The organism is Arthrobacter oryzae (assembly GCF_037911235.1).
Lineage (GTDB): Bacteria > Actinomycetota > Actinomycetes > Actinomycetales > Micrococcaceae > Arthrobacter > Arthrobacter oryzae_E.
In genome coordinates, this window is the sequence record NZ_JBBLYW010000054.1 from 33519 (window position 1) to 54715 (window position 21197).

General features: G+C 65.5%; 23 protein-coding genes. 13 read left to right on the top strand and 10 right to left on the bottom strand.

Annotated features, from left to right (window positions below; genetic code table 11):
* The 3 genes from WMN78_RS15655 to WMN78_RS15665 are packed head-to-tail and all read left to right on the top strand — an operon-like array spanning position 1 to position 3626.
* Positions 1-1314: an NAD(P)/FAD-dependent oxidoreductase gene (locus WMN78_RS15655; protein ID WP_340534651.1), complete on the top strand. Its 1314-nt coding sequence runs from the start codon at positions 1-3 to the stop codon at positions 1312-1314.
* Positions 1315-1350: 36 nt separating this feature from the next.
* Positions 1351-2112, top strand: coding sequence for an HD domain-containing protein (locus tag WMN78_RS15660; protein WP_340534652.1), 762 nt, complete (start codon positions 1351-1353; stop codon positions 2110-2112).
* Positions 2109-3626, top strand: coding sequence for an aldehyde dehydrogenase family protein (locus tag WMN78_RS15665; RefSeq protein ID WP_340534653.1), 1518 nt, complete (start codon positions 2109-2111; stop codon positions 3624-3626). Before WMN78_RS15660 ends, WMN78_RS15665 begins: the two co-directional genes overlap by 4 nt.
* 27 nt (positions 3627-3653) lie before the next feature.
* On the opposite strand, the gene WMN78_RS15670 is transcribed toward WMN78_RS15665, so the two are convergent.
* The gene (locus WMN78_RS15670) at positions 3654-5633 is read right to left on the bottom strand and encodes an amino acid transporter (RefSeq protein ID WP_340534654.1); all 1980 of its coding nucleotides are present in this window, start codon (positions 5631-5633) and stop codon (positions 3654-3656) included.
* Positions 5634-5855: 222 nt separating this feature from the next.
* On the opposite strand from WMN78_RS15670, the gene WMN78_RS15675 reads away from it, so the two are divergent.
* From WMN78_RS15675 to ppk2, 5 genes are all read left to right on the top strand, one after another.
* Entirely contained in the window at positions 5856-6185 is a 330-nt protein-coding gene (locus tag WMN78_RS15675) for a PadR family transcriptional regulator (protein WP_340534655.1), read from the top strand.
* Position 6186: 1 nt separating this feature from the next.
* On the top strand, positions 6187-6558 hold the full coding sequence (locus tag WMN78_RS15680; RefSeq protein ID WP_340534656.1) for a DUF1048 domain-containing protein: 372 nt from the start codon (positions 6187-6189) through the stop codon (positions 6556-6558).
* Positions 6555-7367, top strand: a complete 813-nt coding sequence (locus WMN78_RS15685) for an ABC transporter ATP-binding protein (protein WP_340534657.1) — start codon at positions 6555-6557, stop codon at positions 7365-7367. The genes WMN78_RS15680 and WMN78_RS15685 overlap by 4 nt, the downstream gene beginning before the upstream one ends.
* Positions 7364-8125, top strand: coding sequence for an ABC transporter permease (locus WMN78_RS15690; protein WP_340534658.1), 762 nt, complete (start codon positions 7364-7366; stop codon positions 8123-8125). Before WMN78_RS15685 ends, WMN78_RS15690 begins: the two co-directional genes overlap by 4 nt.
* A gap of 158 nt (positions 8126-8283) precedes the next feature.
* Positions 8284-9219: a polyphosphate kinase 2 gene (gene ppk2, locus WMN78_RS15695; protein ID WP_340534659.1), complete on the top strand. Its 936-nt coding sequence runs from the start codon at positions 8284-8286 to the stop codon at positions 9217-9219.
* A gap of 17 nt (positions 9220-9236) precedes the next feature.
* On the opposite strand, the gene WMN78_RS15700 is transcribed toward ppk2, so the two are convergent.
* The 6 genes from WMN78_RS15700 to WMN78_RS15725 all read right to left on the bottom strand — a co-directional run bounded on the left by WMN78_RS15700 (position 9237) and on the right by WMN78_RS15725 (position 13360).
* Positions 9237-9455, bottom strand: a complete 219-nt coding sequence (locus WMN78_RS15700) for a three-helix bundle dimerization domain-containing protein (RefSeq protein WP_340534660.1) — start codon at positions 9453-9455, stop codon at positions 9237-9239.
* A gap of 101 nt (positions 9456-9556) precedes the next feature.
* Positions 9557-10336: an SDR family oxidoreductase gene (locus tag WMN78_RS15705; RefSeq protein WP_340534661.1), complete on the bottom strand. Its 780-nt coding sequence runs from the start codon at positions 10334-10336 to the stop codon at positions 9557-9559.
* Positions 10333-11208: an aldo/keto reductase gene (locus WMN78_RS15710; protein ID WP_340534662.1), complete on the bottom strand. Its 876-nt coding sequence runs from the start codon at positions 11206-11208 to the stop codon at positions 10333-10335. The genes WMN78_RS15705 and WMN78_RS15710 overlap by 4 nt, the downstream gene beginning before the upstream one ends.
* 213 nt (positions 11209-11421) lie before the next feature.
* Entirely contained in the window at positions 11422-11844 is a 423-nt protein-coding gene (gene arfB / locus WMN78_RS15715; protein ID WP_340534663.1) for an alternative ribosome rescue aminoacyl-tRNA hydrolase ArfB, read from the bottom strand.
* Between the two features lie 87 nt (positions 11845-11931).
* A complete protein-coding gene (locus WMN78_RS15720; protein ID WP_340534664.1) occupies positions 11932-13041 on the bottom strand; it encodes a cytochrome P450 in 1110 nt (369 codons plus the stop codon).
* Positions 13042-13105: 64 nt separating this feature from the next.
* Complete coding sequence (locus tag WMN78_RS15725; RefSeq protein ID WP_340534665.1) at positions 13106-13360, bottom strand: hypothetical protein; 255 nt, start codon at positions 13358-13360, stop codon at positions 13106-13108.
* A gap of 260 nt (positions 13361-13620) precedes the next feature.
* On the opposite strand from WMN78_RS15725, the gene WMN78_RS15730 reads away from it, so the two are divergent.
* A complete protein-coding gene (locus tag WMN78_RS15730; RefSeq protein WP_340534666.1) occupies positions 13621-13821 on the top strand; it encodes a hypothetical protein in 201 nt (66 codons plus the stop codon).
* 16 nt (positions 13822-13837) lie between these two features.
* Here WMN78_RS15730 and WMN78_RS15735 read toward each other — a convergent pair whose 3' ends face one another.
* Positions 13838-14539 (bottom strand): SCO1664 family protein, encoded by a 702-nt coding sequence (locus WMN78_RS15735; RefSeq protein ID WP_340534667.1) that lies wholly within the window; start codon positions 14537-14539, stop codon positions 13838-13840.
* A gap of 10 nt (positions 14540-14549) precedes the next feature.
* Positions 14550-15224 carry a histidine phosphatase family protein gene (locus WMN78_RS15740; RefSeq protein WP_340534668.1) on the bottom strand — a complete coding sequence of 225 codons (675 nt, stop codon included), beginning with the start codon at positions 15222-15224 and terminating at the stop codon, positions 14550-14552.
* Between the two features lie 91 nt (positions 15225-15315).
* On the opposite strand from WMN78_RS15740, the gene WMN78_RS15745 reads away from it, so the two are divergent.
* The 4 genes from WMN78_RS15745 to WMN78_RS15760 all read left to right on the top strand — a co-directional run bounded on the left by WMN78_RS15745 (position 15316) and on the right by WMN78_RS15760 (position 20656).
* Positions 15316-16704, top strand: coding sequence for a sigma 54-interacting transcriptional regulator (locus WMN78_RS15745; protein ID WP_340534669.1), 1389 nt, complete (start codon positions 15316-15318; stop codon positions 16702-16704).
* A 23-nt stretch (positions 16705-16727) separates the two neighbouring features.
* Complete coding sequence (locus WMN78_RS15750; RefSeq protein WP_340534670.1) at positions 16728-18731, top strand: VWA domain-containing protein; 2004 nt, start codon at positions 16728-16730, stop codon at positions 18729-18731.
* A gap of 84 nt (positions 18732-18815) precedes the next feature.
* Positions 18816-19481 (top strand): GntR family transcriptional regulator, encoded by a 666-nt coding sequence (locus WMN78_RS15755; RefSeq protein WP_340534671.1) that lies wholly within the window; start codon positions 18816-18818, stop codon positions 19479-19481.
* Positions 19478-20656: an MFS transporter gene (locus WMN78_RS15760; protein WP_340534672.1), complete on the top strand. Its 1179-nt coding sequence runs from the start codon at positions 19478-19480 to the stop codon at positions 20654-20656. The genes WMN78_RS15755 and WMN78_RS15760 overlap by 4 nt, the downstream gene beginning before the upstream one ends.
* 27 nt (positions 20657-20683) lie before the next feature.
* Here the strand turns inward: WMN78_RS15760 and WMN78_RS15765 are convergent, their stop codons facing one another.
* Positions 20684-21094 (bottom strand): carboxymuconolactone decarboxylase family protein, encoded by a 411-nt coding sequence (locus WMN78_RS15765; RefSeq protein WP_340534673.1) that lies wholly within the window; start codon positions 21092-21094, stop codon positions 20684-20686.
* Positions 21095-21197: the final 103 nt, after the last annotated feature.

Genomic DNA, 21197 nt, shown 5'->3' on the forward strand with positions numbered 1-21197 from the left:
GTGGGCACGCACGCAGCGGCGCAGACGGCCAGCGTCACAACCGGGGCGCAGACCCTTCCTATGCGGACGGGACTCCTGATCATCGGCGCGAGCCAGTCCGGGGTCCAGCTCGCGGTGTCCCTCCGGGCCCTGGGCTTCGACGAGCACATCACCCTCCTCGGCGACGAGGACCACCGCCCGTACCAGCGGCCGGCACTGTCCAAGGAGTTCCTGCAGGGCACGGTGGAGAGCGAATCACTCATCTTCCGTTCCAACGACTACTGGGCCGAGCATAACGTGGAGCTCGTCAAGGGCGAATTCATCGTCCGGATCGACAAGGAGGCGGACGGGTCCGGGGTGGCGCACGCGTCTTCCGGCCGGGAGTTCCCCTTCAAGCGGCTGGCCCTCACCGTGGGTGCCCGCGCCCGCAAGCTGGACATTGACGGCGGGGACCTCGACGGCGTGCTGTACCTGCGCAACGCCGACGACGCCCTGGCGCTCAAGGCCCGGGTGGGCGACGCCACGGATGTGGTGGTGATCGGGGGCGGGTTCATCGGCCTCGAGGCCGCCTCCAGCCTGCAGAAAATGGGCAAGAACGTCACAGTGCTCGAGTTCGGCCCGCGCCTGGTGGGCCGGGCTGTGGGGGAGGAGACTGCCGAGTACTTCCTGGCGGCGCACCGCTCCCGCGGCCTGGATATCCGGCTCAATACCAGCGCGGCCCGCTTTACCGCGGACGAAGCCGGTCAGGCTGTCGCCGCCGTCGAGCTTCAGGACGGCACGCTCCTGCCTGCCCAGATCGTGCTGATCGGCATCGGCGTCGTCCCTAATACCCAGCTGGCCGAACAACTGGGCCTGGCCGTGGACAACGGCGTTGTGGTGGACCGTTTTGCGCTGGCCTCGGACGGAACCACCGTGGCGGTGGGGGACGTTGCCAACATGCCCAACCCGGTGCCGGGCTCCGCCCCCGGCGAGCGGATCCGGCTGGAAAGCGTCAACAACGCCATCGAGCACGCCAAAGTGGCCGCCTACTCACTCACAGGCAGGCGCGAGGAATACGCCGGTATCCCGTGGTTCTGGTCCAACCAGGCCGACCTCAAGCTCCAGATCGCGGGCCTCTGCAACGGCTACGACCAGACCGTGCTCCGGCGCGATGAGGAACGCGGAAAGTTCAGCGTCCTCTACTACCGCCAGGGCCGGATCATCGCCGCGGACTGCGTGAACGCGCCGCTGGACTTCATGGCCGTGAAGAACGCGCTGGCCAAGGGACAGAACATTCCGGCCGACGCCGCCGCGGACACCGGCACACCCCTCAAGACCATCACCACGGACAGCTAGCTGCACTCAGCAGCTTGGCCCACCCGAAGGAGCATTATGAGCACCCCCAAGACTCCGGTCGCCGAGGCCGGCGCCGGCGCCGCTGCCGGCGCCGTCCCCACCGAACATGCCGACGCGTTGGCCGAGGCCTTCGCCGCGGAGTACAGCGTCCGGCCCGTTCCAGCAGCAGGCCCGGTGGACACCACCGCCATCTGCAACACCCCCGCAGCGCTGGGGGAGCTCGACGAACTGTGGCACGCCGTGGTCCTCGAGACGCGGACCCGTGGAAACGACATCCACCTGCCGATTTCCCTGGCCTTTGCTGAACGGCTGTGCCGCGCGTACCCCGAAGCCGACGCTGAACTGGTGCGCGTAGCCACCCTGCTGCACGACACCGGCTGGGCGCACGTTGATGAATCCCGCATCATTTCCGAAGGCTTCTCCGGCGACTGGCGCAAGGCCGCCATCCGTTACGAGCACGAGCAGCAGGGCTGCGATGTGGCGCGCCGGGTGCTGCCGGGACTGGGCTATTCGCCGGAATTCGTGGAAAGCGTCTGTGAGATCATCGATGGCCATGACACCAGGCAGGTGGCCCGGTCGTTGGAGGACGCCTTGATGCGCGATGCCGACCGGCTGTGGCGCTTCGACCGTGCGGGGATCGCGCTGGCCTCGTCGTGGTTTGCCATGGACCCGGCCACCTACACCGACAGGCTGGCCGCCGAGATCGTGCCGGAACTCATCACGCAGGCCGCCGTTGACATGGCCACCGCGGATCTCAACCGTTCCAGCGCCCTGCTCAAGACGGCGGTGATCCGATGACCTCGGCCACGCACGATGCTCCCGCCCTGAGTGCCCGCGCGGCACTCTCGCTGCCCCACACCCATGTGGACACGATCTTCGTGGACGGCGCCTGGCGCCCCTCCCGCGGCACCGGCAGGAACCCGGTCACCGACCCCGCCACGGGCGAGGTCTGGGGCTCGGTCCCGGACGGAACTCCCGAAGATGTGGACGCCGCCGTCGGCTCCGCCCGGCGGGCGTTCGTTGGTGCCGGCGGCGGCGGGTGGTCCCGGCTCGCCCCGTCCGAGCGGGCAGCCTATCTGCTCCGGATCGCAGATGAGGTGGAAAAACGGGCTGAAGAGTTGTCGCTGACCAACTCCCGCGAAAACGGATCTCCCGTGGCCGAATCCGCCGGTGCCGCCGCCAATGCTGCTGGCATCTTCCGCTATTTCGCGACCCTGGCGGAATATCTCGAGCGCGACGACGTCCGCCCCTTCCCGCGCGGAGGCGGCGAGTCCGTGGTCCGCCGCGATCCCCTGGGGGTGTGCGCACTGATCGCGCCGTGGAATTTCCCCATTAACCTCGTGGTCATCAAGCTGGCACCGGCGCTGCTGGCCGGCTGCACCGTAGTGATCAAACCCGCGTCGCCCACACCCCTGTCCATACGCGTGATCATCGACGCCGTGGCCGCGGCCGGAGTCCCCGCCGGCGTCGTCAACCTGGTCACCGGTTCCGGCCGGCTGGGAGATGTACTGGTGAAACACCCGGGGGTGGACAAGGTGGCCTTTACAGGTTCGACGCCGGTGGGCCGGAAAATTGCCGCCGCCTGCGGTGAGCTGCTGCGCCCGGTCACGCTGGAGCTGGGCGGGAAGTCCAGCGCCATAGTGCTGCCCGACGCGGACCTGGACGCCATGTCGAAGGTGCTGATCCGGTCCTCCATGCGCAACACCGGCCAGACCTGCTACATCTCCACCCGGATTCTCGCCCCCGCGAGCCGTTATGACGAGGTGGTGGACATGGTCACGGCCACGATCGCCGCCGGGAAGCAGGGTGATCCGCTGCACCCCGACACAGTCTTTGGTCCCTGCGCCACGGAGTCCCAGTACCGGACCGTGCTGGAGTACGTGGACTCGGGACTTTCCGAGGGGGCGCGCGCCACGACCGGCGGCCGCGCGGCGTCCTTGCCCGGCGGGCTGGAAGGCGGCTACTTCGTCGAACCCACGGTGTTCGCCGACGTCACCCCCGACATGCGGATCTCCCGCGAGGAGATCTTCGGCCCGGTGATCTGCGTCCTCAAATACGACGACGTCGATGAGGCTGTTGGCCTCGCCAACAACACGGAGTTCGGGCTGGGCGGCCTGGTGTTCGGGCAGGATCCCGAAGCGGCGCTCGCTGTTGCGGACCGCATGGATACCGGCTCCGTGGGCATCAACTTCTTCGCTTCCAACCATGCCGCACCCTTTGGCGGCCGGCACGATTCGGGCCTTGGTACCGAGTACGGAATTGAAGGCCTGAACGCGTACCTGAGCTACAAGTCCATCCACCGCCGCGCGTGACGGGAGCGGGTTCCAGGCGGCGTCCGTTTACCCGACGTGGATGCGTGGGCGCCGGGCGGGATCCGGTTCGTGCTTCCGGATGATTTCCCGCACGACGGGCGGGGTGTCGCCGCGGCCCAGGAGGAGGTAGCGCATCAGGTGGGCGAGGGGGTTGCCTTCGGACCACTCGAAGTACGCGTGGGGGGTGACGCCGGCCGTGTCCCTAAGGGCCAGGAGGATCGCGGCGATGGCGTTGGGAGCGGCCGGGCTTTCGACCCGCAGGATGCGGTGGCCGTCGACCTCGACGCCGTGCACGTCCAGCGTCCCGCCGAAGTTGGACGGGTCGATGATGTCGATTTCCAAGAAGATGATGTCTGCGGTCCCGGGGACGGCGTTCTGCCCCCGTTGCTCGAATTCCTTTTCGGCGTATTCCTTCGTGTCGCCGGTTTGGCGGCGGTTGGCGATGAGGTTCAGTGCGCCGTCGTAGTCCAGCGAGTCGGCGATGAAGCGGCGGGTGTTGTCGTCAAACCTGATCAGGTCTGCGCGCAGTTCCGTGGTCCGCGCGACGCGGGAAACCAGGGAGATCGCGATGATTCCCAGGATGAAGAAAGCCGAGATGGTCAGTCCGTCCGGTTTCTCGATGACGTTGGCGGCCAGCGCGTAGAGCAGGATCAGGGACAGCAGCGCGAAGCCCGCTCCCGATCGTCGGTTGCCTCTCCGGAACGCGGAGATTGTCACGGCGATGGATCCGGAGACCATCATGGCCAGGATGCCGGTGGCGTACGCGCCGGCCTGGGCGTTGACGTCGGCATTGAAGCCGATGGTGATGAGGATGCTGACAGCCGTATAGACGAGGACCACGGGGCGCACTGCCCGTCCCCATTCGGGGGCCATGCCGTAGGCGGGGAGGTAGCGCGGGACGATATTGATCAGGCCGGCCATGGCCGAGGCGCCCGCAAACCATAGAATCAGGATGCTGCTGATGTCGTACACGGTTCCGAAGGTGTCACCGAGTTGCTCGTGCGCGAGGTAGGCAAGGGCACGTCCGCTCGCTTCCCCTCCGGCTTCGAAGGCTTCGGCAGGGATCAGGACGGTGGTGACGAAGCTGCTGCCGAGGAGGTAAACGCTCATGATGGCAGCGGCCGTGGTCAGCAGTTTGCGGGTATTCCGGATCTTGGAGGCAAGGCGTGCCTCCGGTGTTTGGCCGTCGGAGGCGACCAGCGGCATCATGCTGACTCCGGTTTCGAATCCGGACAGGCCAAGCACCAGAAGCGGGAAGGCTATCACTGCCGGTCCCACGATGTCCGCGATACCGCCGCGCGAGGCCAGGAGCCCGGTCCAGGAATCCAGCGCTGCCGGATCGCTGATGACCCTGGCCGCACCGGCGATGATGACCACCGCGTTCAGGAGCAGGAAGATCGCCACCAGGGGGATGGCTACGACCACGGCTTCACTGAATCCCAGCAGGAACACACCTCCCAGGATCAGCAGCAGAATCACGGTGATGAGCACGGCCTTGCCGTCGAGATAATCGTGAAGGAAAGGGTTCTCCAGCATGTGCACGGTGGCGTCTGCTGACGAGAGCGTGATGGTGATGATCCAGGATGTGGCCACAAAGCCCAGCAGGATCAGGACGAAGAGCTTCCCGCGCCAGAACGGCAGGAGGCTTTCCAGCATTGCTACCGACCCTTGTCCGTGCGGGCTTTCCTGGGCGACCCTGCGATACATGGGCAGCATTCCCAGGAGGGTAAGGGCCACGATCAGCAGTGTGGCCAGTGGGGACAGGGCTCCGGCGGCGAGGGCCGCGATGGCCGGCAGGTAAGACAGGGTGGAGAAGTAGTCGACGCCGGTCAGGCACATGACTTTCCACCATGCCTGCGGTGGAGCGTGGTCTTCGGGGCTTTCCGGACCGATCACAGGCTGGACCTGGTGTTTCAGCAGCCACCGCACCAGTGAGTTTCCGGAGTCGGTCTCGGGGGCCGGGCGGCTGACTTCGGCGGGAATGGTCTGGTGGCCCGTACCGCTCATCTGCGTCTCCTAGTGGTTCATCGGGCGCAGCTCCTGGTATGTCCGACACCTCGGCGATTCAACGTAGTCCCCGGACTGTGCATCGAGGCGTGTTTTAGCGTTTTCTTTACGGTTTCTTAACGCCGCGCGCCGTGCGTCCAGCTGAAAGCCCTTGCCCTTCCGCTACTTAGCGCTACTATGTACTAGTAGCTAGTAACACTGAGTAGCTGGAAGAGGTATCCGATGGGCAAGCAGATGACGGAGATGCTCAAAGGAACACTGGAGGGCATAGTTCTTGCCCTCCTGACCGGAAAGCCGGCGTACGGGTACGAAATCACGACGCTGCTCCGGGCGCAGGGTTTCACCGAGATCGCCGAGGGCACCGTGTACGCACTGCTCGTCAGGATCGAGCAGAAAGGCCTCGTCGACGTCGAGAAGCGTCCGTCCGAGAAGGGCCCGCCACGCAAGGTGTACACGCTCAACGCTCAGGGCGAGAAGGAACTGGACGAATTCTGGAAGACATGGGGCTTTCTGTCCGAAAGGCTTGAACAGCTCCGTAAGGGAGGAAATTGATATGGCAGCGAAGTGGATCGAGCTGGTGACCGGCTCGCTCGAGCAGAAGAAGCAGTACAAGCAGGCCAAGGCGCGGCTGGATGCCTTGCCTGAGCCCTACCGCGCCGTGGCGAACGCCTTCAACCGATATTTCATGTACTACGGCGGGGTCACCGAGGGGGACACGATTGTGCAAATGTTCTCAGACCTCGCGGACCTGTGGGAACGCGCCGCCATTGACGGCACGCCGGTGAGCGAGATCGTCGGCGAAGACCCCATCGAGTTCGCCGAGAGCTTCGCTCAGGCTTACGGCGGAAAGCGCTGGATCGACAAGGAACGTTCCCGTCTCAACGAGGCGGTCGACAAGGCCAAGGCGAAGCAGGCGGGATCATGACGGCCACGGCAATCCGTGTGCTGGGCATGGAGAAGTCCTACAAGAACCTGCACGTCCTGCGCGGAGTGGACTTCGAGGTGGCGCCTGGGAGCATCTTTGCCCTCCTCGGCTCGAACGGAGCGGGAAAGACCACCGTGGTGAAAATCCTGTCCACGCTGGTGAAAGCGGATGCCGGCACAGCCGCCGTCGAAGGATTCGACGTCGCAACAGAACCGCTCAGGGTCCGCGAGACCATCAGCCTGACCGGACAGTTCGCAGCTGTCGACGAAATCCTGTCCGGCAGGGAAAACCTGGTGCTGGTGGCTAAACTGCGGCACCTGAAAACCCCCGGGCACGTGGCGGATGATCTTCTGGCACGGTTCAACCTCACCGAAGCCGGCTCGCGAAAAGTGGCCACGTATTCAGGTGGCATGCGCCGCCGGCTGGACATTGCCATGAGCCTGATCGGGCAACCGAAGGTGATCTTCCTCGATGAGCCGACCACCGGACTCGATCCCGAGTCCCGCCTCGAGGTGTGGCAGATCGTCAAGGCGCTCTCCAGGCAGGGCACCACCGTGCTGCTCACCACGCAGTATCTCGACGAGGCTGAGCAACTCGCGGATCGCATCGCCATTCTCCACGGCGGGCGCATCATCGCGAACGGCACCCTCGCCGAGCTGAAGCAACTGCTCCCGCCGACGAAGGTCGAATACGTCGAAAAGCAGCCGAGTCTGGAGGAAATATTCCTCGCCCTGGTGGGGGACAAAGGTGTCGGGGACGAGGCCGTTGGGAACAACGGCAAGGTCGAGTCAACAAAGGACAGGTCATGAACAGACACCTCTTCGCCGACACCTCCGTGCTGCTGGGCCGCTCCCTGCGGCACATCTTCCGCAGCGTAGACACGATCATCACCACCGCAATCACGCCGGTCGCCCTCATGCTGCTGTTCGTCTACGTGTTCGGCGGCGCGATTCGGACTGACACCGAGAACTACGTGAACTACCTGCTTCCCGGAATCATGCTGATCGCGATTGCGTCGGGCATCGCGTACACCGCCGTTCGGCTGTTCACCGACATGCAAAGCGGTATTTTCGAGCGGTTCCAGTCCATGCCGATCGCACGATCGTCCGTGCTGTGGGCTCACGTTCTGACCTCGCTGGTCGCCAACGGACTGTCGCTCGTCATCATCGTGCTGGTAGCTCTCCTCATGGGGTTCCGGACCTCGGCAAGCCTCCTTGACTGGCTGGCGGTCGCAGGAATCCTGGCGCTGTTTACCCTGGCACTCACGTGGATCGCCATCATCGCCGGCCTATCGGCAAAGTCCGTGGACGGTGCCGGTGGCTTCTCCTACCCGCTGATCTTCCTGCCATTCATCAGTTCCGCTTTCGTCCCGACGGAAACCATGCCCGGCGCCGTGCGGTTCTTCGCGGAAAACCAGCCCGTCACGTCGATCGTCAACACCATCCAGGACGTGTTCGCTCAGCGACCGGCGGGCAGCGACATTTGGATAGCCCTCGCATGGTGCCTCGGCATCCTGGTTTTCGCCTACGCGTTCGCCACGGCTGCATATCGGCGGAAGATCGCCTAAAGGGCCCCGGCTGTTTACCTTGCGCTGGCCAAGGTCGATTGGCCCTGTACCTGTTTCTTGCGACCGTTTGATTCAGGGGGCGGTCCCTGTCTTCTCCGGCTGATGATCCGTCAGATAAACTGCCGTCGACGCTTCGGCAATGCCGGAAGGAGGCCCGGATGGTGCAGCTAGGCCGGCCGTGGACACCCGGGGATTCGTGGTGGGTCCGGGACAACCTGCGTGAAGCCATAGACCGGCTCGTCGAGGTGGGGTACACGGTAAGAGGCGGGCAAGGCGAGGACCCGGAGCTGATTGACCCCGGGGGCTCGGCAGTCCAGACCTGGCGGGAGGACTACCCCTATGAGGAGCGGATGTCCCGGGAGGAATACGAACTCGAAAAGTATCGCCTGCAGGTGGAACTGCTGAAGTTTCAGTACTGGGGCCAGGATCACGGCCTCAAAATCGTGATCGTATTCGAGGGCCGCGATGCCGCCGGCAAGGGCGGGACGATCAAGCGGTTCACTGAACACCTTGATCCCCGCTCGGCCCGGACCGTGGCACTGAGCAAACCGTCGGACCGCGAACACGGCCAATGGTACTTCCAGCGCTACATCCAGCACCTGCCCACCGCTGGAGAAATCGTGATGTTCGACCGGTCCTGGTACAACCGTGCCAACGTTGAGCGGGTGATGGGCTTTTGTACCGACGATGAGTACGAGACCTTCATGGGGCAGGCTCCGTTGTTCGAGAAGATGCTGGTGGATTCCGGCATCCACCTCAGCAAATTCTGGTTCTCCGTAACCCGGCACGAGCAGCGAACCCGCTTCGCGATCCGCCAGATCGACCCTGTCAGGCGCTGGAAGCTTTCGCCTGTGGACCTGGCCTCCCTGGACCGGTGGGAGGACTACACGAAAGCCAAGGAAGAAACGTTCCTGCGCACCGACACCGACCACGCACCGTGGATCACGGTCAAGTCCAATGACAAGAAGCGAGGGCGGGTCAACGCCATGCGCTTCTTCCTCAACCAGTTCGACTACGCCGACAAAGACGCCTCGGTCGTGTACGACCCGGACCCGCTCATCGTCCGCCGCGGCCGCGAAGCCTTCGGAGACTGAAACGGGTCCGACAGACGTCAGAGTTCAGCGCTTTGGGCGTCGAACCCGCGGTTGAGCCGGTCCTTGGCCCGATGTTCCACCAGGGTCGGGATGTAGGTCCGGATCCGGCTGTCACCTAATGTTCCGTATTCTTCCGCCACGATCCGGTCCACGAGGGGGCGCGGGGCCTCGGGATAACGGGCGGCGAGCCTGTCAGCAATTTTGGCGATGGTGTCGGGCTTTTCCGTGTCGTCCATTAGATAAGTTTGACGCCGGGGGCCGGCGGCGTCCATCAAAACGGAAAGATCTCCATGCTGATGGATCATGGCGGGACATCGTGCTGGAAGAGCTCACGCACCTATCTGCTTGCGGCCAGGGCGCTGAGGTCCTGCCGCACGCGTTCCGGTTCGGCTGCGACGGGCATGTTGGCCTGGTCCCGGACCCCGTCGAACGAACCAACCGGATCCCTGTCCAAGGCTCCGAAGACAGGTTCCAGGTTGTCCTGAGCCGGCCCGTGCTCGGCGACAAGTTCGAACGTCAAGTGATCGGACGCGTCGGAGGCGAGGCTGTCCACCAGCACCCGGGCGATCTGGTGCCGGGCGATGACGCCGTCCGCGGGGCTTCCGGCGTGGCGGGTGTCGCCCTGCAGGAGTGTGACTGCCAGCTGGTCGTTGTCGTTGTAGTCGAACCAGCCGGGACGGACGATTGTGTAGGCGTTGCCGCTGGCGCGGACGAGCCGTTCGCTGCGCCGCTTCCAGTCGTGGGTGCCGCCGCGCCGGGTCACCCCGATGGACGTCATCAGTGCGATGCGCACGCGGCGGCCGTTGACCGCCTCGAGGACGTTCTTCACGGCCCCGTAGTCGACGGCTTCCGCCGCTGTGGCGTCGCCGTATGAGGAACCCTGGGTGAAGATGACCGCATCGACGCCCGCGACGGCGTCCGTGAGGGTCTCCGCCCGGGTCAGTTCGCCCACAACCTTCTGGGCGGCGGCGGCGAGCCGGCCTGCGCGCGCCGCGTCGCGTACCAGGGCCCGCGTCTCGTACCCCTGGCGTACCGCTTCGGCCACGACGTGGCGGCCGACGCTGCCGGTTGCGCCGACGACGAGTACGGTGCCGGGTTTCTTTGGGTCCTGTGTCATGCCTCCGGGATCTCCCGTCCGAACGCCTCGAGGGTGATCGAGTCGGGATCAGGACCGCCGCGCACTCCGGTGTCGAGCAACTCGAGGGCGCCCATTTGCTCCGGGGTGAGCTCGAAATCGAAGACGTCGAAGTTCTCGGCGATGCGCTCCGGCCGGACAGACTTCGGGATGACGGAATGCCCGAGCTGCAGCTGCCAGCGCAGCATGACCTGCGCGGCACTCTTGTGATGCTGACCGGCGATGCCCAGGATGACGGGGTTGCTGAAGGTGCTTTTCGCGGCGTCGCCACGGTACGAGGTGATGCCTCCGATGGGTGACCAGGCCTGCGTGAGGATGCCGAGGTGCTCGCCGGCCTTTCGCACGTCGGGCTGCGTGAAGTAGGGATGCACCTCGATCTGGTTGACGGCAGGGACGACCGAGGTCCGCTCGCGCAGGGCGGTCAGGTGGTTCGGCATGAAGTTGCTGACACCGATGGCGCGCACGCGGCCGTCCTCCAGCAGCTTCTCAAGGGCCCGGTAGGCGTCGACTGTCTTGTCGAAGTCGCCCGGAAGGGGCTGGTGGAGTATGAACAGGTCGAGCTGGTCGACGCCGAGCTTGCGCGAACCCTTCTCGAACGCGTGAAGTGTCTGCTCGTAGCCGTAGTCGCTGATCCAGACCTTTGTCTCGATGAATATCTCGGAGCGGTCGATGCCGGAGCGGCGGATGCCCTCGCCAACCTCGGTCTCGTTGAAGTAAGCCGCGGCCGTGTCAATGTGGCGGTAGCCGGTCTCGAGTGCCGTCGCGACCGCATCCACGGTAGCCTCGGGCGGAGTCTGGAAGACGCCGAGCCCGACTGCGGGCATAACGACTCCGTTGTTGAGTGTGATGTTCATGATGTCCTGATTCTCTGTGTGCGGGCAGCCGTGACTCGTGCGGACCCGCGGGCCTGTGTGTGGACTGCACTATCAAGAAAACCGCAATTGGAATCCGTGGGGCAGTCACTGTTGTTCCACGTACTGCCAGACCACCCTTCAGCCCGGCCTGCGGTAACAGCCCGGCCTGCGGTACCAGCCAGGCAAAAGGGAGCTGCCCGGTCCGCGGCGGCGCTATTCCGCGGAGGGCCGCTGCCGTTGACGTTTCGTTGCTGACCGCTGCTGCTTTGTGGCAAGGCGACGCCGGTCCGATCCCCGGGTGGGCTTCGTCGGCCGGCGGGGAGGCGCATCGGGAGCGAGGCCCCCGGCGACAAGTTCGGCGAGTTTGGCAAGGGCGATCTCGCGATTGCGGAGCTGGGAGCGGCGCTCGGCGGCAGTCACGGTGATCACTCCGGAGCTGAGGCGGCGTCCGAGACGGGCGACCAGCATCGTCCGCTGCCCGTCCGAGAGCACGGCCGACTCGGCGACGTTCCAGGAGAGCTCGACACGGCTGTCCGAGGTATTCACGTGCTGGCCGCCCGGCCCGGATGATCGGGAGAACCTCCAGCCGAGTTCCGATGCGGGAATCGTGAGCGCTGGCGACACCTCCAGATCCATGCAACAAGTGTTGCACGGATGCTCCATGCAGAGGGCCGCGCGGCGTGGCCGGCCGAGAGGGTGCAGGCGGATGCTGCGACCTTGCGCTCAGGCTGCCTGCCAGCTGGCGGGGAGCGCCTTCAGTCCATAGACGATGGTGCTGTCCATCCGTTCCAGGCGCGCTCCCGGGGCGAGCGCCAGTCCGGGCAGCCGGGACAGGATGCCCTCCAGCGCAATCCTTGCCTCGAGTCGTGCCAGCGGCGCACCGAGGCAGAAGTGAATGCCGTGGCCGAAAGCCAGATGCCGGTTCGGACTCCGGTCGACGTCGAACCGGGCCGGGCGCTCAAATTGCCGCTCGTCGCGGTTCGCGGAGCCGATCCACGCCACCAGCGGGGCGCCGGCCGGAATCTGAACGTCGCCCAGGGTGGTGCTGGCGACGGTCACCCGGTACATGGACTGCACGGGAGACCGGAAGCGGAGCACCTCTTCGATGGCTTGAGGAAGCAGGGAGGGCTCCTGCCGTAACCGTTCCATGGTGCCGGGCGCTTCCGTGAAGCATAGGACGGCGTTGCCAATCAGATTGGTGGTCGTTTCATTGCCGGCCACGAGCAGCAGGCTGCAGAAACCCAGCAGTTCGGCCACACTGAGCTTCTGTCCGTCAATCTCGGCGGCGAGCAGGTTGCTGATCAAGTCATTGCCGGGCCGGCTTCGGCGCTGCTCGATCAGGTCCAGGAAGTACCCGGTCATCTCCACATTGGTGAGGTGCTGGTCCTCATTCACCGCACCGCTCCGCGTTTGGCTGACGACGACGTCGGACCACCGCTTGAAGCGGTCACGGTCTTCGGCGGGTACGCCCATGAGCTCCGAGATCACGATGACCGGCAGCGGATACGCCAACTCCTGGATCAGGTCTGCTGTTCCGAGGGAAGCGATCCCCTCCAGAAGCTCCTCCGTGAGCTGGGAGATGCGGGGAGCGAGCCCGTCCACAGCTTTTGGCGTGAACGCCTGGGTCACCAGGGAGCGCAGTTGCCGGTGCCGCGGGGGATCGGCCGTGATCAGGCTGGACGCGAATAACTGACCCGTCTCGGACGGGTCGTCACCGCCCATCCGCGAGGAGAACCTGGCATATTCGGACAATACCCGCTGCACATCGTCATACCGGAAGACATGCCAGCTGCCGGATTGGTCGTCATGAAAGACGGGTGCGGCCTGCCTCATTCTCTCGTAATGGGGAAAAGGATCCAGCGGATGCTCATTGGCCGCAGCGAAAAACATGGCTTGGTCAGGCAGACGCGGGATAGCTGGAGAGGATGTAGTCTGCCGCGGCAGGTCCTTTCATCCGCCGCCGGGAGTTGCGCAGGTCGATGCCGCAGCGCTCCATGGCAGCCCGGAAGGCGATGTCGTCCACCGGGGTGATGTTGTGAAGCAGGCACCAGCTCGTGTACAGGCCGTACAGACAGTCCGGTCCCAGGGGACAGTGCGTGTCATCCGGTGCAGTGGCGTCGAGAAGGAATCGTTCGAAATGCGAGATGGCCATCAGGGGCTCTTTTCCGCGGGTGCAATATGGCGCCACCGTTCGGCTACAGCGGCTCTCTTTGCGGCCGTGCACCCGGCGGCAAAGAGGTCCCCACCTTGGAAAGGTGATTAGGGCTGTTACGAATCTACGAAATTCCGACGCGCCTGTCTAGACTTCGAACCGGATGCCGAGACTTGGCCGGGAACGCACAGCAGCCTTACAGTTCCACGGTCCGGGTGCTAGCGTGAATATCCCACAACAGCAGGATCCAGGAGGTCGTCATGAACGCTGATGAGGCAGAGAAGGGGCATCCAAAAGCCGATTCCGCGGCCGGACCGAAGATCCCCGGGCCGGAAGCATCGGGCCAAGGCGCCGACATCCCGGGCTCTGGAAAAGGTGTAGGAATCGGCGCGGGCACGGAGCCCAACACTTTCGAACCGGAAGAGGATCCTGACGCCACTGAAGACAATGCGGGTTCGTAACTGAACGCCGGGCAACCTACACGAGCGGCCACGGGTAACGCATGCCGGTGCGGTCTACAGGCAGCACCCCTTCGCGCAGCAAACGCCGCACCCGGCGCTGTAAAGCGTTGACCTCCGCCTCGTCGAGGAGCCCGGCCACGTCGGGCGGCACGGTTTCTGCGAGCGGCGTGATGTCTTGGAGCAAGGCGCGGGGGATGGCTTCGCCCGCAAAGTCCCAGATCACCGTGCGCAGTTTGAAGTCTGCCGAGAAGCACAGCCCGTGGTCGATGCCCCACACCTGTCCGTCGTAACCGCGCAGCACGTGCCCGCTCTTACGGTCAGTGTTGTTGGCGACGTAATCGAACAAGGCGATCTGCGACAGGACGCGATGGGTCTCGGGTGAGTCCGAATACAGGGTGAAATAGTGCTCGCGGAAGTCGCACTCGATGAACCACTGGAGAGACCCGATCCCCAGCGGGGAATCCTCGCGGATCACCGTGGGCGGCACGATGCCCCACTGCAGGTGTTCGCTGAGCAGATAGGCGGCTCGTTCCCGCCGGTACAGCCCGGGCTCGAAATCGTGGAGCGGCCGTTCCCCGGCCTCGGGCTTGTAGACGGCACACGCCGAGTCATCGTCGGTGGAGACGCGGACGAGGAACGTCTCGTTGCTGCTGCGCGGGATGCGTCCAAGCAACTCGATGCGGCCCTCGGCGAGCAGTGTCAGCTCCCGGCCGGACACCGGCTGTTCCTCACAACGCCGCCCTCAGCCCACTCAAGGGTTCCGAGGTCGAGTTCACCATGAGTACGGCCGGCGCCTGACCGGCCACGTACGAGATAGCCGACACCGAACCCGGGCTGATGACAATCCGCTGGAAGAGGTCCAGAGGCGTGCCAAGGGCGTGGGCCACCGCGGCCTTGATCGGGTCGGCGTGGGAGAAGCACACGACGGCGCCCCCGGCGTGGGCGGCGCACAGCGCCTCCAGAGCGGCAACAATCCGTTCCTGCATCTCAGTAAAGCTCTCCCCGCCCGGGAATCGGAAGGCCGACGGGGTGTGCTGGACGGTGCGCCACTCGGGCAGGACCGTCAGGCTTGCGAGCGCGGCGCCCGTCCACTCGCCGAAATCACATTCGATGAGGCCTGCGTTTTCGTTCACCTCAAGCCCGGTGCACGCTCTTGTGGGCTCTGCCGTCTCGCGGGCACGCTCCAGCGGCGAGGAATAGAGGCCATCAACGCGAAGTCCTGTGAGCCGTTCCGCGACCCGTTCCGCCTGGACCCGGCCCCGCTCGGACAGGTGGAGTCCCGGGGCCCGTCCGGGCAGCACGGTTCCCGTGGTGGGCGTCTCCCCGTGGCGCACCAGCAGAAGGAGGGTGCCCTGCGGTGTAGAAAGCGGTGTGGATTGAGCCGTCGGCGTCGCTGCAGTCATCAGCACCCAGCGTAGGCCGTTCCGCGGGCCCGCGCCCGGGAACTTGCGAATTTCCTCGATTCCCCCCGCGTTCAAGGACTACCGTAGAGGGGTGAGTGATCGACCCGATATCTTCACCGTGGGTGAACTGCGTGCCGCCGGCCATGTCCACAAGGACCTGCGCCACGAAATCCGTGACAACCTCCTCGCCGCGCTCGCGGCCGGCCGTGATCCGTGGCCCGGTATGTACGGTTTCAGCCGAACTGTCCTTCCCCAGCTGGAGCGTGCCTTGATTGCAGGCCACGACGTTGTCCTGCTCGGTGAGCGGGGGCAGGGCAAGACCCGGCTCCTCCGCACTCTGGTGGGGCTGCTGGACGAGTGGTCCCCGGTGATCGAGGACTCGGAACTGAACGAACACCCCTACGAACCGATCACGGAGCACGCCCGCGCCCGGGCGCTCACCGAAGGGGACCGGCTGCGGGTGGCGTGGCGCCACCGCTCGGAACGCTACGTGGAGAAGCTCGCGACGCCGGACACTTCCGTTGCCGACCTCATCGGCGACGTCGACCCGATGCGGGTGGCCGAGGGTCGCCGGCTCGGGGACCCGGAAACCATCCACTACGGCCTCGTCCCGCGCTCCAACCGCGGCATCATCGCCATTAACGAACTGCCGGATCTCGCTGAGCGGATCCAGGTGGCGATGCTCAACGTGATGGAGGAGCGCGATATCCAGATCCGCGGCTACGTGCTGCGGCTGCCGCTGGACGTGCTCGTCGTTGCCTCCGCCAACCCCGAGGACTACACCAACAGGGGCCGGATCATCACGCCGCTGAAGGACCGTTTCGGCGCCGAGATCCGCACGCACTACCCCATAGAGCTGGACGACGAAGTGGCCGTCATCCGCCAAGAGGGGCGGCTGGTGGCCGACGTCCCGCCTGTCATCCTTGAAATCCTGGCGCGATACACCCGCGCGCTGCGGCTGTCTCCGGCTATCAACCAGACCTCCGGAGTTTCCGCCCGGTTCGCCATAGCGGGCGCCGAAACTGTCGCCGCTGCGGCGCTCCGCCGGTCAAGCGTGCGCGGGGAGGACGAGGCAGTCGCGCGGATCATCGACCTGGCCGCCGCGGTGGAAGTCCTGGCCGGGAAGATCGAGTTCGAGTCCGGCGAGGAAGGGCGCGAACAGGACATCCTGGACCATCTCCTGCGCATGGCCACCGCCGAAGCCGTGCGGGCGCACTTCCACGGCATCGACATGGGTGAACTCGTGGCCGCGCTGGACGGCCACACCACGGTAACCACCGGGGAATTGGTCACCGCGAGTGAGTTCCTCCAGAACCTCCCGTCCCTCAACGGATCAAGCCTCTATGACGACATCAGCGAGCGCTTGGGCGCGGAAAACGACGGGCAGCGCGCCGCCGCCGTCGAACTGGCACTGGAAGGCCTCTATCTCGCGCGGCGGATCTCAAAGGATTCCGACGACGAGGCGACGATCTACGGCTAGGTAGGCTCGGGACAGGAGGGCGAATGAGCGTTCATCACCGGGCGCGGTACGGCCGGTACAGCGGAGGACCGGATCCGCTCGCGCCCCCGGTTGACCTGGCGGAGGCGCTGGACGCGATCGCCGAGGACGTCATGGCGGGCTACTCGCCCCGGCATGCCCTGCAGGAGTTCCTGCGGCGCGGCGGCCATAATCGGGAAGGGCTCGACGACCTCGCCGGCCGCGTTCAACAGCGCCGGAGCGAACTGCTGGGCCGCCACCGGCTGGACGGCACCCTCAACGACGTCCAAAAGCTGCTCGACACCGCAGTACTGGAGGAGCGCAAGCAGCTCGCCCGCGACGCCATGATGGACAACACCGACCGCGCATTCCGGGAAATGCAACTGCAGAACCTGCCCCGTTCCACGGCGGCAGCCGTCAACGAGCTCGCCTCGTACGACTGGCAGTCAAGCACCGCCCGGGAAGCGTATGAGCGGATCAAGGACCTGCTGGGCCGCGAGGTCCTTGACCAGCGGTTCGCCGGTATGAAGCAGGCGCTCGAGGGCGCCACCGATGAGGACCGCGCGGCCGTCAGTGAGATGCTGCGCGATCTCAACGAGCTGCTCGACAAGCACCGCAGGGGCGAAGACACTGACGCCGACTTTCAGCAGTTCATGTCGCGGCACGGCCACTTCTTCCCGGAAAATCCCCAGTCAGTCGAGGAACTGATCGACGCCCTCGCCCAGCGCGCTGCCGCGGCGCAGCGGCTCCTGCAATCCATGTCCCCCGAGCAGCGGGATGAGCTGATGCGTCTGTCCGCCCAGGCGTTCGGCTCGCCCGAACTCATGGCCCAGCTCGATCAGCTCGACTCAAGCCTGCGCGCCCTGCGCCCCGGCGAGGACTGGACCGGCTCCGAACGCTTCGAGGGCCAGGAAGGACTGGGGCTTGGCGACGGCACCGGCGTGCTCCAGGACATTGCCGAACTGGATGAGCTGGCCGAACAGCTCTCCCAGTCCTACAACGGGTCACGCCTGGACGACTTGGACCTGGACGCCCTCGCCCGCCAACTCGGTCAGAATGCCGCCGTGTCGGCCCGCACCCTCGCGGAGATCGAGCGGGCGATGCAGGATGGCGGCTACCTTCGGCGGGGGACCGACGGGGACCTCCGGCTGTCCCCGCAGGCCATGAGACGCCTCGGCAGGTCACTGTTGCGGGACACGGCCAAGCAGTTGTCCGGCCGGCAGGGACGCCGGGACACCCGGGTTGCGGGCGCTGCCGGCGAGCAGAGCGGCTCCAGCCGGCAGTGGGAGTTCGGGGACGCCGAGCCGTGGGACGTCACGCGCACCATAACAAACGCGATCCGCCGCACGATGGCCGACGGCGGTGATCCGGCCCGCGGATTGCGCCTCGGCGTGGGCGACATCGAGGTGGCGGAGACGGAGGCGCGTACGCAGGCCGCCGTCGTCCTGCTCGTCGACGTGTCGTTCTCGATGGCCGCCGAGGGTCGGTGGGTGCCGATGAAACGCACCGCGCTCGCCTTGCACCACCTGGTCTCCACCCGGTTCCGCGGGGACCGGCTGGAGCTGATCACCTTCGGCCGCTACGCGCAGACCATGGACATTGGCGAGCTCACGGCCCTTGCATCCCGGCGGGAGCAGGGAACCAACCTGCATCATGGTTTGCTGCTGGCCGGTCGGTTCTTTCGCCGCCACCCGTCGATGCAGCACGTCCTCCTGGTGGTGACAGACGGCGAGCCTACCGCGCACCTGTTGCCGGACGGGGCTTCGTACTTCGACTACCCCCCGGATCCGGAGACCATCCGCGTCACGATTGCCGAGCTCGACCGTCTTGGCCGCGCAGGCACGCAGGCCACGTTCTTCCGGCTCGGGGATGACCCGGGCCTGGAGCGGTTCGTTCAACGTATGGCCCGCCGGGTCGATGGCCGGGTGGTTGCGCCCGAGGCCGGGGACCTCGGAGCCGCCGTGGTGGGGGAGTACCTCCGCGCTCATTTCCGCGGCCGCCCCTACGACGACGCCGACTGGACCCCGTAGGACCGCCGAAGCACTGTTGTCCCGAATCCGCCGCGCACTTTGTACAGTTGTATACAAGTATAGTTGGATGCGGAGGTGGCCAACATGGTCGAATCGCAGTCCCGGAACACGGGAGCTCATCTGGTGTATGGAGAGCTGAAACGCCGGATCCTCAGCCTGGAACTGAAGCCGGGGGAGCGGATCTATGAACCGGCAATGGCGACAGCTCTGCAGGTCAGCCGGACGCCGCTGCGGGAGGCGATCCGGCGGCTGATCGCGGAAAGTCTGCTGGAACAGCAACCCACGGGAGGCGTGCTCGTCCCGATACTGGACGAAGGGGTGATCTCCGAATTGTACGACGTGCGTGCGGCCATGGAGTCCCTCATGGCCCGCGAGGCATGCAGCAAAGCGACGCCGGCGGACATCGCGAACCTTGAGGGGATCGTGGAGCGCAATGCGGCCATGGTGCAGTTCGCCGATGAAGCAATGAAGTACGGAATGTCCCTGCACGCCGCGATCGCGGACATTGCCGGAAATTCCTGGGCGAAGAGGTTCCACGACCAGATTTCGAGCCACATGGAGCGCTACCGCCACTTCGTCAACAACTCGCAGGAGCGCCGCGACCGGGCCCTCGCTGAGCACCGAATCCTGGTGGACGCCGTGGCGTCAGGCAAGCCGGAGGCGGCAGCCAAAATCGCTTTTGACCATGTACTCGGCGCCCGGGATGAGGCGCTGCGCGCCATCTCCGGCAGCGCCCGCGTGATCCCATGATTGGTGAACTGGGCCGCCGTTCCGCCTTGGCGCTTCTGCTTCATTCCACACTGATCCAAGCCGTGACGTTCCTGGTCCGGCCGGCAACCAGCTACCGTGCGTTGGAGCTGGACGTGCCGGGGTATGCCTTGGGTGTCGTGGCGGCCAGCTACGCCGTCTTTCCATTGCTGCTGGCGGTTCCCACAGGCGCCCTCGTGGACCGGTTAGGCGAGCGGCGGCTCATGGTGATCGGGTCCGCCGTCGTGCTCGGTTGTTCCCTGTTCCTGCTGTTCTGGGGCACGTCGGTAGCCTCGCTGGTCATCGGAACGGCACTCCTGGGCGCCGGCCAGCTGGCGTGTGTGGTCGGCCAACAGGCGGTGGTCGCGAACAATGCCGTCGCATCGGGGCTTGACTCCGCGTTCGGCTACCTGACGTTCGCTGCGTCCCTGGGGCAGGCGCTTGGCCCGTTGGCAATTTCCGTGGTGGGCGGCGCCTCCATCCGCCCGGACACGCAGGCAATTTTCCTTCTCTCGGCCTGCATGAGCCTGGTACTCTTCCTCACCACCTTCGTCATTTCCGCGAAGACCACCAGAAGGAAGCCCGCCGTCACCGCAGTGGACGGCACGAAGGGGAGTGTTGCCTCCCTTCTGAGGACCCCCGGGCTGGTCCGGGCGTTGGCTACCAGTGCCACGGTGCTGGCCGTGGTGGACCTGACAGTGGTTTACCTGCCGGCACTCGGCACAGAGCGGGGCCTCAGTGCGGCCACGGTGGGCCTTATGCTCGCGGTCCGGGCCGGATTCTCAATGGTTTCGAGGCTGGGGCTCGGGCGCATGTCCAGGACCTTCGGCCGGGGAAGGCTCATGGTTTCAAGCCTCGCGCTCTCTATGGTCGCCCTGGCGATCGCCGCGATCCCGATGCCTGTGTGGCTGCTCTTCGTGGTGATGGCCGGGCTGGGTCTGGGGCTGGGCATCGGCCAGCCCCTGACCATGTCCTGGCTTTCCGCCCAGGCGCCGGACGGCCAGCGCGGAAAGGCCCTCGCTTTGCGACTTGCGGGCAACCGGGTGGGGCAGGTGGTCCTGCCGAGCGCCATCGGCGTGGTGGCGGCAGGCCTCGGTGCGGCAGGCGTGTTCCTGGCGTCAGCCGTTGCTGTGGGCGGAACGCTCCTGCTGGTCCGCGGCGTGCGCCTGGACGACTAGGCGGCAGGCAGCGGTGTGAGGGGTGGGCTAGTCGGTGGCTTCCGGGGAGAGGCCGCGCTCTGCCATGACCTCTTTCAGGAGGGTCAGGGCGTTGAGGACGCGGGGAAAGCCAATGTAGGGGATGCACTGGATGAGGGCACCGACGATCTTTTCCTTGGTCAGGCCCACGTTAAAACCGACATTCATGTGCAGCTTCAACTGGGGCTCAGTGCCGAGGGCCACCAGCGTGGAGATGGTCACCATGGTCTGTTCCTGCTGGGTCAGGCTGGTCCGGGAATAGATGTCCCCGAAGGCGAAGGAGACGATGTAGTCGGACAGGTCCTCGTCCAGGCTCTTGTAGGACTCCACGAGCTTTACGTGGTCGAAAGTGTTGGTGTGCTCGGTGGAGACGAGTTCCATCATGCGGTCCAGGCCGCGCTGGTAGCGATCCGTGGTCATTTTCTTATTCCTCTTAGGTTGGTGAAAGAAGCGTCTTGAAGGTTTCCGAAACGCTACGTTGCGTTACAATAGTAGCACCGAAGTACTGCCGCGGCTACGGAAA

Bases quoted from the DNA above. Each gene is read 5' to 3' on its own strand.
- WMN78_RS15660 (WP_340534652.1), top strand. From the start codon at position 1,351: ATGAGCACCCCCAAGACTCCGGTCGCCGAGGCCGGCGCCGGCGCCGCT.
- WMN78_RS15665 (WP_340534653.1), top strand. From the start codon at position 2,109: ATGACCTCGGCCACGCACGATGCTCCCGCCCTGAGTGCCCGCGCGGCA.
- WMN78_RS15670 (WP_340534654.1), bottom strand. From the start codon at position 5,633: ATGAGCGGTACGGGCCACCAGACCATTCCCGCCGAAGTCAGCCGCCCG.
- WMN78_RS15675 (WP_340534655.1), top strand. From the start codon at position 5,856: ATGGGCAAGCAGATGACGGAGATGCTCAAAGGAACACTGGAGGGCATA.
- WMN78_RS15680 (WP_340534656.1), top strand. From the start codon at position 6,187: ATGGCAGCGAAGTGGATCGAGCTGGTGACCGGCTCGCTCGAGCAGAAG.
- WMN78_RS15685 (WP_340534657.1), top strand. From the start codon at position 6,555: ATGACGGCCACGGCAATCCGTGTGCTGGGCATGGAGAAGTCCTACAAG.
- WMN78_RS15690 (WP_340534658.1), top strand. From the start codon at position 7,364: ATGAACAGACACCTCTTCGCCGACACCTCCGTGCTGCTGGGCCGCTCC.
- ppk2 (WP_340534659.1), top strand. From the start codon at position 8,284: ATGGTGCAGCTAGGCCGGCCGTGGACACCCGGGGATTCGTGGTGGGTC.
- WMN78_RS15700 (WP_340534660.1), bottom strand. From the start codon at position 9,455: ATGGACGACACGGAAAAGCCCGACACCATCGCCAAAATTGCTGACAGG.
- WMN78_RS15705 (WP_340534661.1), bottom strand. From the start codon at position 10,336: ATGACACAGGACCCAAAGAAACCCGGCACCGTACTCGTCGTCGGCGCA.
- WMN78_RS15710 (WP_340534662.1), bottom strand. From the start codon at position 11,208: ATGAACATCACACTCAACAACGGAGTCGTTATGCCCGCAGTCGGGCTC.
- arfB (WP_340534663.1), bottom strand. From the start codon at position 11,844: ATGGATCTGGAGGTGTCGCCAGCGCTCACGATTCCCGCATCGGAACTC.
- WMN78_RS15720 (WP_340534664.1), bottom strand. From the start codon at position 13,041: ATGAGGCAGGCCGCACCCGTCTTTCATGACGACCAATCCGGCAGCTGG.
- WMN78_RS15725 (WP_340534665.1), bottom strand. From the start codon at position 13,360: ATGGCCATCTCGCATTTCGAACGATTCCTTCTCGACGCCACTGCACCG.
- WMN78_RS15730 (WP_340534666.1), top strand. From the start codon at position 13,621: ATGAACGCTGATGAGGCAGAGAAGGGGCATCCAAAAGCCGATTCCGCG.
- WMN78_RS15740 (WP_340534668.1), bottom strand. From the start codon at position 15,224: ATGACTGCAGCGACGCCGACGGCTCAATCCACACCGCTTTCTACACCG.
- WMN78_RS15750 (WP_340534670.1), top strand. From the start codon at position 16,728: ATGAGCGTTCATCACCGGGCGCGGTACGGCCGGTACAGCGGAGGACCG.
- WMN78_RS15755 (WP_340534671.1), top strand. From the start codon at position 18,816: ATGGTCGAATCGCAGTCCCGGAACACGGGAGCTCATCTGGTGTATGGA.
- WMN78_RS15760 (WP_340534672.1), top strand. From the start codon at position 19,478: ATGATTGGTGAACTGGGCCGCCGTTCCGCCTTGGCGCTTCTGCTTCAT.
- WMN78_RS15765 (WP_340534673.1), bottom strand. From the start codon at position 21,094: ATGACCACGGATCGCTACCAGCGCGGCCTGGACCGCATGATGGAACTC.